The 17,134-nt window shown below is 33.5% G+C and carries 12 protein-coding genes; 9 read left to right on the plus strand and 3 right to left on the minus strand.

Annotation, left to right across the window (positions count from 1 at the left end; all coding sequences use genetic code 11):
* Nucleotides 1-19: 19 nt before the first annotated feature.
* On the minus strand, nt 20-394 hold the full coding sequence (rpsL, locus tag MARIT_RS11375) for a 30S ribosomal protein S12 (protein WP_024740602.1): 375 nt from the start codon (nt 392-394) through the stop codon (nt 20-22).
* Nucleotides 395-1,194: 800 nt separating this feature from the next.
* Here rpsL and MARIT_RS15530 point away from each other — a divergent pair.
* The 8 genes from MARIT_RS15530 to rlmB all read left to right on the plus strand — a co-directional run bounded on the left by MARIT_RS15530 (nt 1,195) and on the right by rlmB (nt 14,359).
* Nucleotides 1,195-2,223, plus strand: a complete 1,029-nt coding sequence (locus MARIT_RS15530) for a BamA/TamA family outer membrane protein (protein ID WP_157926260.1) — start codon at nt 1,195-1,197, stop codon at nt 2,221-2,223.
* A 126-nt stretch (nt 2,224-2,349) separates the two neighbouring features.
* Nucleotides 2,350-5,487, plus strand: coding sequence for a SusC/RagA family TonB-linked outer membrane protein (locus tag MARIT_RS11385; protein WP_100211555.1), 3,138 nt, complete (start codon nt 2,350-2,352; stop codon nt 5,485-5,487).
* A 15-nt stretch (nt 5,488-5,502) separates the two neighbouring features.
* A complete protein-coding gene (locus MARIT_RS11390) occupies nt 5,503-6,933 on the plus strand; it encodes a SusD/RagB family nutrient-binding outer membrane lipoprotein (RefSeq protein ID WP_100211556.1) in 1,431 nt (476 codons plus the stop codon).
* A 24-nt stretch (nt 6,934-6,957) separates the two neighbouring features.
* Nucleotides 6,958-7,821: a hypothetical protein gene (locus MARIT_RS11395; RefSeq protein ID WP_100211557.1), complete on the plus strand. Its 864-nt coding sequence runs from the start codon at nt 6,958-6,960 to the stop codon at nt 7,819-7,821.
* A gap of 24 nt (nt 7,822-7,845) precedes the next feature.
* A complete protein-coding gene (locus tag MARIT_RS11400) occupies nt 7,846-8,715 on the plus strand; it encodes a hypothetical protein (protein WP_100211558.1) in 870 nt (289 codons plus the stop codon).
* A gap of 321 nt (nt 8,716-9,036) precedes the next feature.
* Nucleotides 9,037-12,072, plus strand: coding sequence for a SusC/RagA family TonB-linked outer membrane protein (locus MARIT_RS11405; protein WP_100211559.1), 3,036 nt, complete (start codon nt 9,037-9,039; stop codon nt 12,070-12,072).
* A gap of 15 nt (nt 12,073-12,087) precedes the next feature.
* The gene (locus tag MARIT_RS11410; RefSeq protein WP_100211560.1) at nt 12,088-13,533 is read left to right on the plus strand and encodes a RagB/SusD family nutrient uptake outer membrane protein; all 1,446 of its coding nucleotides are present in this window, start codon (nt 12,088-12,090) and stop codon (nt 13,531-13,533) included.
* A gap of 82 nt (nt 13,534-13,615) precedes the next feature.
* Nucleotides 13,616-14,359 carry a 23S rRNA (guanosine(2251)-2'-O)-methyltransferase RlmB gene (gene rlmB / locus MARIT_RS11415; RefSeq protein ID WP_024740594.1) on the plus strand — a complete coding sequence of 248 codons (744 nt, stop codon included), beginning with the start codon at nt 13,616-13,618 and terminating at the stop codon, nt 14,357-14,359.
* On the opposite strand, the gene MARIT_RS11420 is transcribed toward rlmB, so the two are convergent.
* Entirely contained in the window at nt 14,356-15,054 is a 699-nt protein-coding gene (locus MARIT_RS11420; protein ID WP_317042263.1) for a rhomboid family intramembrane serine protease, read from the minus strand. The genes rlmB and MARIT_RS11420 overlap by 4 nt on opposite strands.
* Before the next feature lie 73 nt (nt 15,055-15,127).
* Between MARIT_RS11420 and MARIT_RS11425 the strand changes: the two genes are divergently transcribed.
* Entirely contained in the window at nt 15,128-16,399 is a 1,272-nt protein-coding gene (locus MARIT_RS11425) for a replication-associated recombination protein A (RefSeq protein WP_100211562.1), read from the plus strand.
* Here MARIT_RS11425 and MARIT_RS11430 read toward each other — a convergent pair.
* The gene (locus MARIT_RS11430; RefSeq protein WP_024740591.1) at nt 16,396-17,133 is read right to left on the minus strand and encodes a hypothetical protein; all 738 of its coding nucleotides are present in this window, start codon (nt 17,131-17,133) and stop codon (nt 16,396-16,398) included. The genes MARIT_RS11425 and MARIT_RS11430 overlap by 4 nt on opposite strands.
* Nucleotide 17,134 lies beyond the last annotated feature (1 nt).

Genomic DNA, 17,134 nt, shown 5'->3' on the forward strand with positions numbered 1-17,134 from the left:
TAAAAAAGTTAATTAATTTTTACTTCTTTGGGCGTTTTGCACCATACTTTGATCTGCGTTGAGTTCTTCCCTCAACTCCCGCTGTATCTAAAGCTCCACGTACTACGTGATACTTTACACCTGGCAAATCTTTTACCCTTCCACCTCTAACTAATACTATCGAGTGCTCTTGTAGATTGTGTCCTTCTCCTGGGATGTACGCATTGATCTCGTTTCCGTTTGTCAACCTTACCCTTGCTACCTTTCTCATTGCTGAGTTTGGTTTCTTAGGTGTTGTTGTATAAACACGAGTACATACCCCTCTTCTTTGAGGACATGAATCTAAAGCAGCCGATTTACTCTTCTTAGTTATTTTGGTTCTTCCTTTACGTACTAATTGTTGTATCGTTGGCATACTAATTTGTTAATAAATTACGTTTATTATAATTCTACTCTCTTTTTTAAGAGTTTGCAAATGTACAATTAAATTCTAATTATTCAAATATCAGCTAGTTATTTTTAAATAATTACCTCTTATTGTAATCTATTTTTCTTTTTAATTTATCTTAGCCTTTTAATCACCATATTATTTTGACGCTATCTCTTAAATACATACCCCCACTAATCCTACTATTAACCTTAGCCAACCCCTCTTTTTCTCAAAAACTAAATCTGAAATTCTACACTAAAGACAGCACCGAAAACCTTTTTCTAAAAAAACTTAAACTCCCACAAAAAAAATACTCCTCTCAAAAAAGCATTCATAAAAACATCTACAAACACCTAGACAAACTAAAACATTTTGGCTTTTTTTCACCCAAAATAGATTCTATAAAAAAAACTGACAACACATACGTTGTCCACCTATCTCTCGGCAACAAAATAAACAATGCTATACTGTCATATTCAAACCATAACTCAAAAGAGCAAACTATAAAAATCCCTATTCAAAAATTAGACTCCTTACTTCAATCTATCTCTAGCAAAACAAGCTCAAAAGGCTTTCCTTTCTCCGAAATAAGCTTAAAAGACATCAGTATAAAAGAAAAAACACTTTTTGCTACAATTAACACAAAATTATCTAAGCAAAGAAAAATTGACAAAACCATCATCAAAGGATATAAAAATTTTCCTAAAACCTACCTTAAACACCTTTTAAAAATAAACCGAAACACTATTTTTAACAAAAAAAAGCTCCAAAAAATCTCTTCCCATATGAAATATATTGACTTTTCAAAGGAAGTAAAAAAACCAGAAGTTTTATTTAGTAACGATTCTACCATTTTATTCTTATACCTAAAAAGAAACAAACTAAGTAACTTTAATGGCATTATTAATTTTTCCTCAAAAGAAAATAGCAATAAAATCGTTTTCAACGGACTCCTGAACCTAAATCTAAAAAACACCTTTAATATTGGAGAAGAATTATCTCTTTTATGGAGGGCAAATGGAGAAGCACAACAAGATTTCAATATATCAACCAAATTCCCTTATATATTCAACACCCCTTTAAAACTGAATACAGATTTCAATATATACAGGCAAGATTCAAGTTACATAAACACCAAATTCTCAACCAAACTAAACTACTCTTTAACCCCTAAGAACACCTTTTTTTTAACCTATCAATCAGAAAATTCAAATAAAACTTCTCTTTTAACTACAACAGAACCAACAGCAACATTTAACAACACCTTTATAGGATTCGGATTTACACACAAATCTGGTCAAAAAAAACCACTATCTCAACATACTTTTCACTTAGAAGGAAACTTCGCTTATGGCTTTAGAAAAAAAACGGTTGACAAAGAAAAGCAATTCAAAATACACTTAGAAACCAGCTTATTCCTTCCTTTAAACCTGAAGAGCGGTATTTACATAAAAAACAACACTAGTTACTTGCATTCTAAAAATTACCTACAAAACGAAGTTTATAGAATCGGAGGCTTAAATTCCATAAGAGGATTCAAAGAACAACATTTCTTTTCTCCAAAGTATAGCTACTTCAACCTTGAATACAGACATCTAACCTCTGCTTCTTCATTTTTATACTCTATCAGCGATATAGGATTTATACAAAACATAGATTTAAGCACTCAAAAAGCACTTACTCTAGGACTTGGCTACCTTTTCAAGATAAACAGCTCTAACCTTAATATTGGCTACACCTTATCAAACGAATCTTTATCTGTATTTAAGTTAAAAAATTCAGCAATTTTCATCAATTTCTCTAATTTTTTCTAACCACGTTACCTTTTTACAAAATACATTGATATTTCCTTAATTTTTTCACATTTTTTTATGTTAAAAAATTGGTATTTTAAGATTATTTTAAGACTTTAGCGGCTAATTAATTCAAATAATTACATAATGAAGACAAAGTTTAATGGAATCTTAACGCTATTTCTAGCGTTGGTCGTGCAAATTTCCTTTGCACAAGAAAAGACTATTTCAGGTACTGTTTCTGACAATTCAGGTCCTTTACCAGGAGTAAACGTTCTTATTAAAGGTACCTCTAAGGGTACTGAAACAGATTTTGACGGAAAATATTCTATCAAAACTACATCTGGCGACGTTTTAATTTTCCGTTTTATTGGAATGAAAACTGTCAATAAAACTGTTGGAAACTCAAATACAATCAATGTTACTTTAGAAGAAGATGCTAATGTACTAGAAGAAGTTGTTGTAAAAGGGGCTCTTGGTGTAGAAAGAGTAGAGAAATCTATAGGGTATGCTCAACAAAACTTAGCTGGAGATGAACTATCTACTGCTGTTGAATCTAACCTAGCAAACTCTTTAGGTGGTAAAGTTTCTGGTATACAAATCACTAATAGTTCTGGTAGCGTAGGAGCATCTACTCGTGTTGTTTTAAGAGGACCTACTTCTATTACAGGTAACAACCAACCTCTTTACGTTATTGACGGAATTCCTGTAAATAACCAAAATTTCGGTAATGCTGGTGGTAATGGAGGTGTTGATTTACCTAGTGGTATCTCAGATATCAATCCTGATGACATAGAATCAATTTCTGTATTAAAAGGTCCAAATGCCGCTGCACTTTACGGTATTAGAGCTGGAAATGGAGCTATTGTTATTACTACTAAAAAAGGTAAAAAAGGACACGGATTAGGGATCAACTATACCTCTTCTGTAATGTTTCAAAACCCTTTAGTACTTCCTAATTATCAAAACTCTTATGGTCAAGGATCAAACCCTACTTATTTCCAATTCGTTGATGGTCAAAATGGTGTTGGAGATGGTGTTGATGAAAGCTGGGGAGCTCCTTTAGATGTTGGTTTGGAATTTGTTCAATTCACTTCTTTTATTGACGGAAGAAATGGAGAACCAATGCCTTGGGTTTCTAGACCTGATAACGTGAAAGATTTCTTTAATACAGGTTCTGTAATAACTCATAACGTTTCTTTCGCAGGATCTCAAGAAGATGTTACTTATAGATTTTCTGCAGGTACGTTTGACCAAGAAGGAATTGTTCCTAATACTGATTTCTTTAAAAGAAATTTAGGAGGTAATGTTAACTGGACTGCTAATAATAAACTTACTATTGGATTCAATGCTAATTATACAAATTCATATAGTAACAACGTATCTTCAGGAGGTTATAGCGCAAACAACCAAGTACAACAATTGGTATGGTCAGGTAGAAACGTTGATATCAATGCCTTAAGAAATTATCAAAACTTGCCTTTAGCAGGTGCAAATACAGGTGCTGCAGGAACTCCTTTAAACTGGAATACTCAATATCAAAACAATCCATTTTGGGCATTAGACAACAACACCAACACCTATAATAGAGATAGGTTAATAGGAGCAGCTAACTTGGCTTATAAAATAAGCGACGATTTTAGCATTAGCACTAAAGTTAGTATGGATCAATTTAGCCAAAGAGAAGAAAGAAGAAGAGCTAAAGGGACAAACGAGTCGCCAAATGGATCATATACAGAAATATTAAGAAATTATAGAGAACTTAATACAGAAATATTAGCTTCATATAACAAAGATTTAAGCGATGACTTTAAAATAAGTTTAAACGCTGGAGGGAATAGAATGTATAGGAAATCTAATCTATTTAAAGGTGTAGCTCCTGCTTTACAAGTAGATAAATTATGGTCTTTAGACAACTTAGCTGGGGGTAGTACCTTAGAGACCGATGATGATATTAATGCTCAAAAAATTAACAGTATTTACGGTTTTGCTAACTTTAATTATAAAGACTATTTATTCTTAGAAGTTACTGGAAGAAATGACTGGTCAAGTGTTTTACCTACCGCTAATAACTCTTTCTTTTATCCTTCTTTCAACCTAAGTGGTGTTATTTCTGATATGGCTGACTTAGGACAAACAATAAACTACCTAAAAGTTAGAGGTGGTTGGGCGAAAGTTGGTAGTACAGGTGCTTTAACTCCTTATAACCTTAGACCTGTATATGAAATAACTACTTTAGGTTCTATCACTGTTGCAGACATTAATACTCAACTGTGGAACTCTAATTTGAACCCAGAATCAACTACAAGTTTGGAATTAGGTTTTGAAACAAGGTTATTCAATAATCGAGTATCTTTAGATGTAACTTATTACGCTACAAAAAGTGAAGATTTATTACTTCCTGGATCTATTTCTAGAGGTTCCGGTTTTAATAGTGCTTGGAATAACTTAGCTACTATGACTAATAAAGGGATCGAACTTCAATTAGGTACTACTGCTATCAAAACAGAGGATTTTAAATTAGGAGTAGATATTAACTTTGCTAAAAATGAAAATTTAGTAACAGATATAAAAGGAGATCTTGAAGCGCATCAACTTAACAGATATTGGGGATCTTACCTTAGAGCTAGAGAAGGGCAACCATACGGTACCATAGAGGGTAGAAAATTCAAGAGAAATGCAAAAGGGCAAATAGAGATTAATCCAGCCACAGGACTTCCTTTAATCAGCAAAAAAAATGAAATTTTAGGAGATGTACAGCCTGATTGGACTGGTGGTGTGAGATTATCTGCTGACTACAAAGGCATTAAATTATCTGCTTTATTTGACGCCAAAATAGGTGGAGAAGTATATACTATGACTCATGCTTGGGGTAGATACTCTGGTATATTAGAAGAAACTATTAATGGTAGAGAAACTGGATTGGTTGTTCCTGGTGTCTTAGAAGGAACAAATACGCCTAATAATTTAGTTGTTACAGCGAAAGCGTTTAATCATGGAGCTTTTGGTAATAATGTGGAGGAATCATCTGTATTCGATGCTTCTTATGTAAAGCTAAGAGAAGTAGTTTTATCATATAGCATCCCTAAAGATTGGATTGAAAATACTGGAATAAACGATTTAAAGTTTTCTTTAGTAGGAAGAAATTTAGCTATCCTCCATAAAAATGCTCCTCATATTGATCCTGAAACAGGGTTTAGTGCAAACAATCGTGACCAAGGTTTAGAATTTGGTCAAATCCCTTCGGTTAGCTCTTACGGATTCAACATGAGTCTTAAATTTTAATAAAAAATACAAAACATGAAAAAAATATTTTTATTGTTCATATCTTCCTTACTAGTCTTCACTTCATGTGATAAAGGCTTCGAAGATTTAAATACAGATCCAAATAATGCCAGTATAGTTGACCCTAATTTACTTTTAGGTAATGCTTTCTTTGGAACAGCCAATATAACCTATAGTACAGGTGTCGCAGGAGACCAAGGCTCATGCTGGGCTGAACAATGGTCAAAAGTACAGTATAATGACGAAGCAAGGTACTCACCTAGATCAGGAACTTCAAATGATATTTGGTCTTTATATGATCGCATACAGGAGTTTAAAGACGCTGAAAAATTAGCTTTAGCAAAAGGAGATGACCTAGTAGCTGGAGTAGCTATTACCATGCAAGCGATGGTTTACCAAGTATTAACTGATTTATTTGGAGATGTTCCTTTTAGCGAAGCTAACTTGGGAGCTACAGGAAACTTTACACCAAAATATGATCGCCAAGAAGATATCTATGCAGGTTTAATTGCCTTATATGATGATGCTATCTCAAAATTAAGCTCTGGTGATGGTTCTATTACACCTAGTACAGATAGAATCTTTTCAGGAGATGCTACTAAATGGTTAAAATTTGCAGCTTCTCTTAAATTTAGAGCTTTGATGCGTATTTCAAATGCAACAAATGTTACAAATTCTGCTTTACAAAATATCGATGCTCAATTGACTGCATTGCTTCCTAATTTAATGACTTCAAATGAAGATTCTGCTTATATGCATTATTTTGAAGCAAGCCCTAGTGCTAATCCTTTCTTTGAAACCATAAAAGAAGGAAATCGTATTGAGTACAGAATCGCTACAACTTTAGTTGATCTAATGAGTAACTCTAATGATCCTAGGTTAGCTAAGTACGCACAACCTACTCCAGATGGTAATGGAATTGTTGGAGCAGGTATCGGAGTTTCAGACCTTCCTAATTCTCAATACAACTATAACAATACTTCTCAAATAGGTACTGATTTTCTAAAACCAGAAACTCCTGCGTATTTCTTACGTTATGCTGAAGTTGAGTTCTTAAAGGCTGAAGCTGCTCAAAGAGGCTTAATTTCTGGATCAGCAGCTGAGTTTTATGCAAACGGTATTACTGCTTCTTTCAACGAAGTAGGCGCTTTAGGAGCTACTGCATTTATAGCAGCAAACTCACTAAATGCTAATACTGCTTTAAAACAAATTGGAGAGCAAAAATGGGTAGCCTTGTTTGGCCAAGGTTTCGAATCGTGGATTGAATGGAGAAGAACAGGTTTCCCTGTTTTAAGCGGAGCTGTTAACCCAATAGAAATTACCTCTATACCTGTAAGATACACATACCCAGGAGAAGAGCAATCTCGTAATGCTGCTAATTATAACGATGCTGTAGCTAGCCAAGGTGCTGATTTATTAACTACCAAAGTTTGGTGGAATAAATAATAATTTAACTAAAATATTATTACAATGAAAAATATAAATTTTATACTCACCCTTTTTGCTTCATTAAGCTTGATTTTTACTTCATGTGACGATACGGGTGAAACTACAATAGCTGATCAAGGAATTAAAAGCGGAGGAGTTGTTACAACTTTGTCTGGTTCTAGCGCCAAATTATTAGGTATCGCTTTAAACCCTAATGATTTAGCTAATTCGGAAGTTACTTTAACGGATGAAAATGCTGAGCTACTTTTAAAAGTAACTGCTGAACCTGGTCATATACCATCAGGTGTTACCAAATATGAGTTAGTAAAGTCATTCAAAGATGGAGCTGAAGTTTCTGTCAAAGAATCTACTTCTTTACCTTTCTCTTTGGAATACAATACTGTAGATGAATTCTTAAGTGGTCTAGACATTGATAAGAAAAAACTACGTATCGGAGATAAAATAGACTTTAAAGTAAAAGTACATCTAAGTAATGGAGATATCTTTTATCAAACTACTAGTAAAAATAACATTAGTGCAACTATCAATTGTTTTGCTGATTTATCAGGAACTTATTTAGTAACTAATGATGCTTGTATGCCTTCTTTTACTACTACCATCTCAAATAATGGAGATGGTACATGGCGTATTGAAAGTGGAGATGGTGGCTTTTTACACTTATGTACTACTAATGCTACTCTAGTAAACTGGGCTAATATTACTGTTGTTTGTGGAAAAATACAACCTACTAGCGACCTTAGATTCGGCTCTAGTGCAGGGACTTATGACATCGGAGATATTAAAGGTGGTAATTGGGATGAAACCAATGGAGTTCTTACAATGGAACATTCTCAATCATTCTTTGGATCTAATCCGACTTGGACATCAACATACACTAGACAATAAGACTAAAATAATATTCTTTTTATTATGAAAAAAACTTTAAAATATATTAGCCTAGCTATAGTCGCAGGCTTGACTTTAAGCTCTTGTAATGATGAGCAAAGTGGATTAAATTCTTCTAATTATAAATGGGAAGGTTCTACTGTTACTTTAACTACTTCTACTCCTACATATACTATTAGCGAAAAAGGTATTAGTGGCGACGATTTTGTTATTGAAGTAAATGCTTCTATAGCAAAACCTCAAGCAATTGATGCTATAATTGATTTAGTAAAATTATCTGGTACTGCTAACTCATCTGACTATACGTTAGGGCAAATTAAAATACCTGCTGGGTTAACATCTGCCAAAAGCTCTATTAAAATACATAAAACAGGAGATATAGAAAAAGACGAAAACCTTGTTGTCGGGGCTGTTTCAAAAGGAAATTTTACTATAAGCAATTTTAAATTACCGATTAATATTACTGATGATTACATCAACGATCAGTTAGTCTTTAACGCAACATGGGCTGGTAGCTATACTTATACACCAGCTACGCTTCCTGCTTCTGTTACTATCAATTTTTGTGATATAGATATTGATGTGCTTTTATTTGATGAAAACAATAATCTTGTCGGTCCTATTTCAGAAACTACAAGTTGTACAGAAACAGGCGCTTTATCAGGTCTTGCTGATGGTAAATATAAAGTTGCACTAAATATATATAGAAACCTTTTAGCTGGTTTAGGTACGAATCAACCCTTACCTGTAACCCTTACTTACAACCAAGACTTTTTTATTGATAGTACTACTTTTGTTTATTCTGGCCTTAACACAAACAATGCTTCAGGAACTGTTTTCGTTGCAGAAGTTGAAGTAAAAGATGGTTATAAATACACAGTAACGCCTTTATAAAAGGATAAGTATTTCTTATATTAAAATAAGTAGCGGTTATTGAATAACACCACATTCAATAGCCGCTTTTACTTTATTTCAATTTTCACCTAATCTTTTAAGTAACTTATTTATTTGAAACACCCCTGTTTTTTTTAAATAAAAACCTCATAAACAAACAATTGCCCTCCCCATACTCAAACTCCTTAATTTTAAATACCTTTTTTCCCCTTCACTAGGCAAATCTTCTTCATTTTTTTGAGCTATTTATTCTGTTAAAATGATTGTTAAATTAATATTATTTTAAGACTTTAGCGGCCGATTAATTCAAATAATTAAATAATGAAGACAAAGTTTAATGGAATTTTAACGCTCTTCCTAGCGTTAATTGTGCAAATATCATTTGCGCAAGACAAAATTATTTCAGGTGTTGTTTCTGATGAATCAGGCCCATTGCCAGGAGTAACTATAATAAAAAAAGGAACTACAATTGGTGTAGAAACTGACTTTGATGGTAATTATACTATAAATGCCAAGTCAGGAGATGTTCTTGTTTTTAATTTCGTAGGAATGAAAACTACTCAAAGAACTGTTAAATCATCTAATCAAATAAACGTTGTTATGGAAAATGACAATGTATTAGAAGAAGTAGTTATTCTGGGGTACAACAGTAAAAGTAAAGACATTCTTACCTCTGGGGTTTCTACAGTTACAGCTCAAGAAATTTCTGCAGTCTCATCAACTACGAATATTACGAATGCTCTGCAAGGAAAGGCTGCTGGAGTTGTTGTAACCGCAGCAAATGGAAAGCCTGGGGAAGGTGCCTTCGTAAGAATTAGAGGTATCGGTTCAGCAAATGCTGGGCAAGAGCCCTTGTATATTGTAGATGGAATTCCTGTTTCTGAAAGTGATCTAAATCTAATTAATAGTTCTGATGTTGAATCAATATCTGTATTGAAAGATGCTTCATCTACCGCCGCTTACGGTGCTAGGGGATCTAATGGTGTAGTTGTTATGACTACTAAACAAGGAAAGCAAGGTGCTAAAGCTAAAATAAAATTCAGCTCTCAAATTGGATTTAGTGAGAAAGTTAAAGATAACTTTACTATGATGAATGCTGAACAAAAGCTTCAATACGAACGCGAAATTGGTAAGGGAACAGGCTCTAATCTTTCAGAAAATGAGTGGAATAGACTTGTAAGTTATAACCACGATTGGCAAAATGACCTACTAAAAACTGGTTTTATTAAGTCAAACGGTATATCCATCAGCGGAGGTTCTGAAAAATCTAGTTATTTTGTTTCTTTTAAATCTGAATCCGATACTGGTATCATTGATGGTTTAAATGGATTCGAGAGAACAACTGGTAGAATTAACTTATCTAGTGAATTAAATGACTGGTTAGACTTCAGAATTACTAGTGGTGTTTCACATACTTTTTCTACAGAACCAAGAGATACCAATAACGTTCAGAATCCTTTTGCTGCAATGTACACATACAATTCTTATGAACCTTTATATAATTTAGATTCTAACGGAAACATTATACTTGATTCCAATGGTCAACCTACTTATAATTTAACTCATAGCGGATTTTCTATATCTGAGGCCATTAGAAATAATCCTTCTTCAGAAGAATACTTAAGATTTATAGGTTCTGCAGCTTTAGATTTTAAATTTCTAGAAAACAAATTAATTTATACACCTCAAATAAGTTTAACTTATAATACTCTGAGATCTGAATCTTACATTCAACCAGGTTCAGTACTGGATGGCTATATCGGTGACAAGAAAGCTCCAGGTATAAAAACAGATAGGGGTAACAGCAGTTTTACTTATAACTTTTTAAATAAAATTTCATATAATGATAGTTTTGATGAAGTTCATAATTACGGAATAACGCTTTTCACCGAATTTTATAATAACAATTTTAGAAGATACAGGCTTTCTAGTAAAGGTTTTCCTTCTCCTGACTTAAATACTCAAGACAATTCTGCTGAGCCAACAAATGCAAGCTCTTTTAGAAGTGAAGAAACCTTATTCTCAACCGCTGCCTTATTAGATTATAATTATAACGAAAAATATGTATTATCAGCATCTTTGAGGAGAGATGGATCTTCTCGTTTTGGTGATAATAAAAAATACGGTGTTTTCTGGTCTGCAAGTGCTGCTTGGAATATTCATAAAGAAGTTTTTTTAAAGGCTAACTTTATAAACGATTTAAAACTACGTGTTTCATATGGTACTTCTGGAAATGATAGAGTCCCTGGAAGATATAGCTCTTTAGACACGTATAGTCTTACAAGTTACAATGGAGAATCTGCTGCATACCCTAATAACGTTCCTAATAAAGATTTACAATGGGAATCTAAAGCTTCATTCGATTTAGGTCTTGATTTCACTTTATTCAACAGAAGAGTAAACGGAGTAATAAACTATTTCAATACAAAAACGAAAGATTTAATCTTCCAAGAAAATTTAGCGCAATCAACAGGAGCTGCTGGAAATCCTAGCAGATTTGTAAACTTAGGTAAAATTTCCTCTACAGGACTTGAAGCTGAATTAAACGGAGATCTTATTAAAAATGAAAATTTTACTTGGAATTTAGGAGCCAACATCGCTTTTGTTAGAACAATCGTTGATGAACTACCTGGCGGTTTAGATAAGCACCCTAGTAGCTACCCTAATATCATATTAAGAGAAGGTGAACGAATGAACACCCACTTCTTAGTTCGTTATGCAGGCGTTAATCCTAAAAACGGTAGGGCTTTATATTATGACAAGAATGGGGTTATTACAGAGAAATACAACCCTAACGATGCGGTAGTATTAAAAGATAAAACACCCTCTCCTGATTTTGATGGTAGCCTAAATACCAAACTCTCTTATAAAGGAATTAGCTTGTCTGCAAATATGTACTTTAAGTATGGAAATTATATTTATAATAACCAAGAATCTCAGCACTTAACTGATGGAAATTCAATTGTAGATAATCAAAGACTAGATGCTTTTAACTTCTGGAGAAAACCTGGAGATGTTAACGTTTTACCAAATCCAAAAGACCCTTTAAACACTTCTGAAAGATCAGACCGATTTTTACAAGATGGATCTTACCTAAGGTTAAGAAGTATAAAATTAGGATATGATCTACCTAAAAAGTGGTTAGGAAAAAATAGTTTCTTCTCCGGAGTGAATATGTATCTACAAGGTCAGAATATATGGACCTATGCTCCTCACTTCAAAGGTGATCCTGAAGTTGGATTTGCTTCTGAAGAATCTGTGGGTAGAAATTCCGTAGGTTTTATACCTGGTGCAGCAAACTTAAACAGCTACCCTACTGTTAAATCTTTCTTATTAGGTATAGACGTAACATTTTAATTAAACTAAGAAAAAATGAACAAAATTTTATTAACACTAGGAATAACTGTTGGAGTTCTTTCATTATCGTCATGTGAAGATCAATTAACCAACACCCCTCATAATTCACTAACCCCATCTTCGCTTTTCTCAACTCCTAATGGTTTTTCAAACGCCATCAAAGGGGTTTACTCAGGTATGATCGGTAACGACAGGGATGCTTCTAAAGATTACTATGGGGGAGATTACTATTCTGTACCTGATATATTGAGTGATAATCTTATTATCAATCAAAAAGGCCGACAATCAAAAAGAACTCTATACGACTGGTTATACAACAGTAATAGTTACAGCGGTTTTGACCTATACGCTGATGCCTATAAAGCAATTAACAGATGCAATAGGGTCATTGAGAATATAAATAATCTAGCAGAAGGAGCATTCAAAAATAATATAGAAGGGGAAGCTTTAGCTATTAGGGCTCTAGCACACTTTAATTTAGTACGAACTTATGCTCAAATTCCTACTCAGTCCACTAATGCAGGTGAATCTCTAGGCGTTCCTTACGTAACTAGCAGTGCCCCTCTTCTAAAACCTGTAAGAAATACAGTTAATGAGGTGTATGCTAATATTGTTTCTGATTTAATTGCTTCAGATAACTTAATAGCAACTTCAAATGGAACTGGTCGATTTAACAAAAATACAGTAGCTTCTATTTTATCGCGAGTTTACTTATATATGGGAGAATGGCAAAATGCTATAAATGCAGCTAATAAAGTAGCTGGTAATGTAGCTTCTATCACTAATTTTCCTAAAGTATGGAAAGATGAAAGTTTTGAAGGCGTTATTTCTCAATTCTTAATTAGAAATATTGATCAAATTGCCATAGGTACGGAATATTCGCAAACTAGCGCTACAAGTGGTGTTCGATCTGAGTATGTAATATCATATGATTTTTATCAAAAGTACAAATCTAATGATATAAGAAAAGATTCTTATATCTCTACAAGTCCTTTTGCTGGAACAAACTATAACCACATTGCCAAATATTTTGGAAAATCAGGTCAAACAAATAATATAGTAAATGCAAAAGTTATAAGAATGGCAGAAGTCATGCTTAATAAAGCTGAGGCTTTATCAGAACTACCTGGTCAAGATGCAGCTGCCCTAATAGCCTTAGATGCTGTAAGATCTAAACGATATACAAACTTCGTCTCTGGAGGGGAAACGGGGCAAGCACTAAAGGATGCTATTGCTCTAGAAAGAAGATTAGAATTGGCTTTCGAAGGACATCGTTTTTATGACATCAAGCGAAAGGGAGGTGCTATTAATAGACACACTACTTTCGGAGATTTAGCAGATGGTACTGGCGTAGCTCCTGTGTTCAAAACTTTGAAAGCAGGAGACCATAAATTTCAATTGCCAATCCCTCAAGATGCAATGAATGCAAATCCTAATTTAGTTCAAAACCCAGGATATTAAAAGTAGCATAATAATGCTTAGAAAGACCACCTCTACAAAGAGGTGGTTTTTTTTTGCTCTATATTTACCCTACCTTTGCAAAATGAATAATGAAACAACAAATATTTTTGGTATTAGATCTATTATTGAGGCTATTCAAAGTGGTTCTAGTATTAACAAAGTATATCTCCAAAAAGGGTTAAGAGGAAATCTCTTTTTTGAGCTAGATAAACTTATCAAACAGCATAAAATTTCAACGAGTTTAGTTCCTATTGAAAAACTAGATAGGCTATCGAAAAATAACAATCACCAAGGAGCAGTGGCACAAATATCTCCTATCGAGTTTTATAATCTGGACATATTAATTGAAGAAACTTTGGAAAAAGGAGAAACCCCTTTATTTCTTTTATTAGATCAGCTTTCTGATGTTCGAAATTTTGGTGCCATTATCAGAACAGCAGAATGTACTGGTGTAAACGGCATCATCATCCAAAAAAATGGTAGTGCTCCTGTGAATGCTGAAACTATAAAAACCTCTGCTGGTGCTGCTTTTAAAACACCTATCTGTAAAGTGGACCACATTAAAGATGCACTATTCATGCTACAGGCTGCTAATATTAAAACTGTAGCCGCAACTGAAAAAACAGAGGACATTGTTTTTGACATTGATTTTAAGCAACCGATAGCAATTGTAATGGGATCTGAACATAGAGGAGTCAACCCATCTATATTAAAAATGGTAGATTATAAAGCTAAATTACCCTTACTAGGTGAAATAAGTTCATTAAATGTGTCTGTTGCTTGCGGTGCTTTTTTATACGAAACTGTTAGACAAAGAATGAGTTAACCCAACTCATTCTTTATTTCTATACTATCTTCAAACTCTTCTTGATTTTCTAGTGGAGGAATATAATTTCCTGCTTCATCAAAATGGTCATCAAACGCTGTTTTTGAGAACTGAAAAGGTACTCTCACAACTCCTTTCTTTCTATATAAAAAAGCAAATAGAAAGCCTATAAGAAATCCTGATAAATGGCCTTCCCATGACACTTCCTCCTTAACTGGAAAAATATACCAAATCATGCTCCCATATAAAAAGATAACCATTAGAGATAAGGCTATCAAACGATAGTGTTTTTTTATAATTCCACTAAAAAAGATAAAGCTAAACAGTAAATAAACAATTCCACTAGCACCTATATGGTAAGAATCTCTAGCAATACACCAAGTTAGAAATCCTGTTAAAAAACCTCCATATAGTAGCACTTTAAATGCAACTTTTTTATAAAAATAAAAAAGACTTCCTACGAGTACTAATAAAGGTATCGAATTATTAAAAAGATGTTTGGTATCACTATGAATAAAGTGTGTAAAAAAAACCCCCTTAAAACCTGCTATCGTTCTCGGGTATATTCCTAACTTATTAAAGTTGAATCCAAACCTTATTTCTACCCAATATACTAACCAAATTATAAATACATAGAGTAATGGTACTCTTACCACTAAATCTGAATATTGAAATTGCGTTCTTTTTTCCATCATTTTTAACTAAACAAAAATTTTTCCAAAGTAAAAATACTGTATATCTGTCAGAAATCTTTATTATTTTTACGGGATGAATGAACCTTTGGCAGAACGTATAAGACCGCAACATTTAGAAGATTATATCAGTCAGCAACATTTAGTTGGTAAAAATGGTATGTTAACAAATCATATCAAACAAGGAATCATTCCTTCTTTAATCTTATGGGGGCCTCCGGGAATCGGTAAAACAACACTAGCTAACATTATCGCAACTGTTTCTGAACGTCCTTTTTACACTTTAAGCGCTATTAACTCTGGAGTAAAAGATGTCAGAGAAGTCATCGAAAAGGCTAAAAAAAGCGGAGGGCTATTCACACAAAAAAACCCAATTCTTTTTATTGATGAAATTCATCGCTTTAGCAAATCTCAACAGGACTCCTTGCTCGGAGCTGTTGAAAAAGGTTGGGTTACCTTAGTTGGAGCTACTACCGAAAACCCTAGTTTCGAGGTCATTCCTGCATTACTCTCTCGCTGTCAAGTTTATATTTTAAATTCTTTTGACAAAGAAGACCTCATAGCTTTACTTCATAGAGCTATGACTAAAGATAAGTTTTTAGCGAAAAAGAATATTATTTTAAAAGAAACAGATGCGTTATTACAAGTTTCAGGCGGTGACGCTCGGAAACTATTAAACATATTTGAACTACTTGTTTCTTCCGAAGAACACATCGAAATCACCAACGAAATGGTGCTACAAAAAATTCAAAAAAACACCATTCGTTATGATAAAACTGGCGAGCAACACTACGATATCGTCTCCGCCTTTATCAAATCTATTCGAGGTAGTGATCCCAATGGAGCTGTTTACTGGTTAGCTCGTATGATTGAGGGAGGTGAAGACGTAAAATTCATAGCAAGAAGAATGCTAATAGCGGCTTCAGAAGATATTGGCAATGCCAATCCTACTGCCTTGATACTTGCTAATAATACCTTTCAAGCCGTTTCCGCAATCGGTTATCCTGAATCAAGAATTATATTGAGTCAATGCGCCATCTACTTAGCAAACTCAGCAAAAAGCAATGCTTCTTATATGGCTATTGGAGAAGCACAAAACCTAGTCCGTACTACAGGAGACTTATCTATTCCTCTACATTTACGCAACGCACCTACTAAGTTAATGAAGGATTTGGATTACGGCAAAGATTACCTCTATTCTCATAATTATCAAGGAAACTTTGTTCATCAAGAATTTTTACCCGATGAAATAACCAATACCAAACTATACGAACCAGGTAATAATCCTAGAGAAAATAGCTTTAGGGAAATATTAAAACAACGTTGGAAGGAAAAATACAACTATTAAAATTTAATTTGATAAGTAGTCAATCGTATTAAGCGATTATTTTCATAATATTCAACCAACCAGTTTCCATTTTCTCTATATAAAACTCCCTTCTTTCCCTTTAAAAGATATAGATTCGGTTTTCCTGTTTTTAATATCTGAAAAACTACTTCTGGCTTGGTATTTATCAACTGAAAGCCATTGCCTTTTGCTTGCGCATACAGCACTTCCTTAGCAGTACTTATAGTTGCTATGCTCTCTTTTTCAATATTTTTCTCTGCTAGGCCCTTTTCTTCAATTGTAGGAATTCCTTTCGATATGCTTTTTTCTTCCTTATAAGAATAATTTAACTGTTGAATAGATTTAAAAGCCTTCCTTATTGCCTCATGGTATGCTTTTTTGTATTCTTTGAGCTTACTTTTTCCTTCTCTAGAGGTAAATACTACCTTATTATAGCAGTCTTTTAACTCAATAGTATTTTTAGTATAAAACAAACTAGACTTTTTCTTCATATTTACGGTCAATGCTAGACATCTATTTCTAGCAACATCCTCTGGTAACTTCTCATTATCTAAAAAAGCTGTAAAACCATACTTGTTAAATAAAAATTTTGTTAACGAACTTGTTTGATACTGATTTGCTTTCTTTAAAAACCCAAAATGATTTGGTATAATGATATATTTATAGTTATTCACACGGTTTTGTGCTATCAAAGCTGTATTCACAAAAAAGCAAAATGCAATTATTTTTTTCATA

Origin of the sequence: Tenacibaculum maritimum NCIMB 2154 (assembly GCF_900119795.1) — a bacterium.
Taxonomy (GTDB): domain Bacteria; phylum Bacteroidota; class Bacteroidia; order Flavobacteriales; family Flavobacteriaceae; genus Polaribacter; species Polaribacter maritimus.